The sequence below is a fragment of the Streptomyces anandii JCM 4720 genome (assembly GCF_014650655.1).
Lineage (GTDB): Bacteria > Actinomycetota > Actinomycetes > Streptomycetales > Streptomycetaceae > Streptomyces > Streptomyces anandii.
The window spans coordinates 1-272 of record NZ_BMVJ01000117.1; the positions used below are offsets into that span (position 1 = coordinate 1).

General features: G+C 70.6%; 1 protein-coding gene. It reads left to right on the forward strand.

Features of this window, described 5'->3' with window-relative positions; genetic code table 11:
- On the forward strand, positions 1 to 272 hold a 272-nt coding region (locus IE249_RS39655), incomplete at both ends, for an acyltransferase domain-containing protein (RefSeq protein ID WP_229860049.1).

A 272-nucleotide genomic window follows, 5' to 3' on the forward strand; every position in this document is an offset into this window, starting at 1 on the left:
TGGCGGCTCGTGGCCGGCTGATGCAGGAACTCCCGGCCGGTGGCGCCATGGTGGCGGTCCAGGCCACCGAGGACGAGGTCGCCCCGCACCTCACCGCCGACGCGGTGAGCATCGCGGCTGTCAACGGCCCGACCTCGGTCGTGATCGCGGGTGACGAGAGCGCCGTACTGGAGATCGCCGCCGTCTTCGAGGCAGAGGGCCGGAAGACCCATCGCCTGACGGTGAGCCATGCCTTCCACTCCCCGCACATGGACGGCATGCTGGACGCCTTC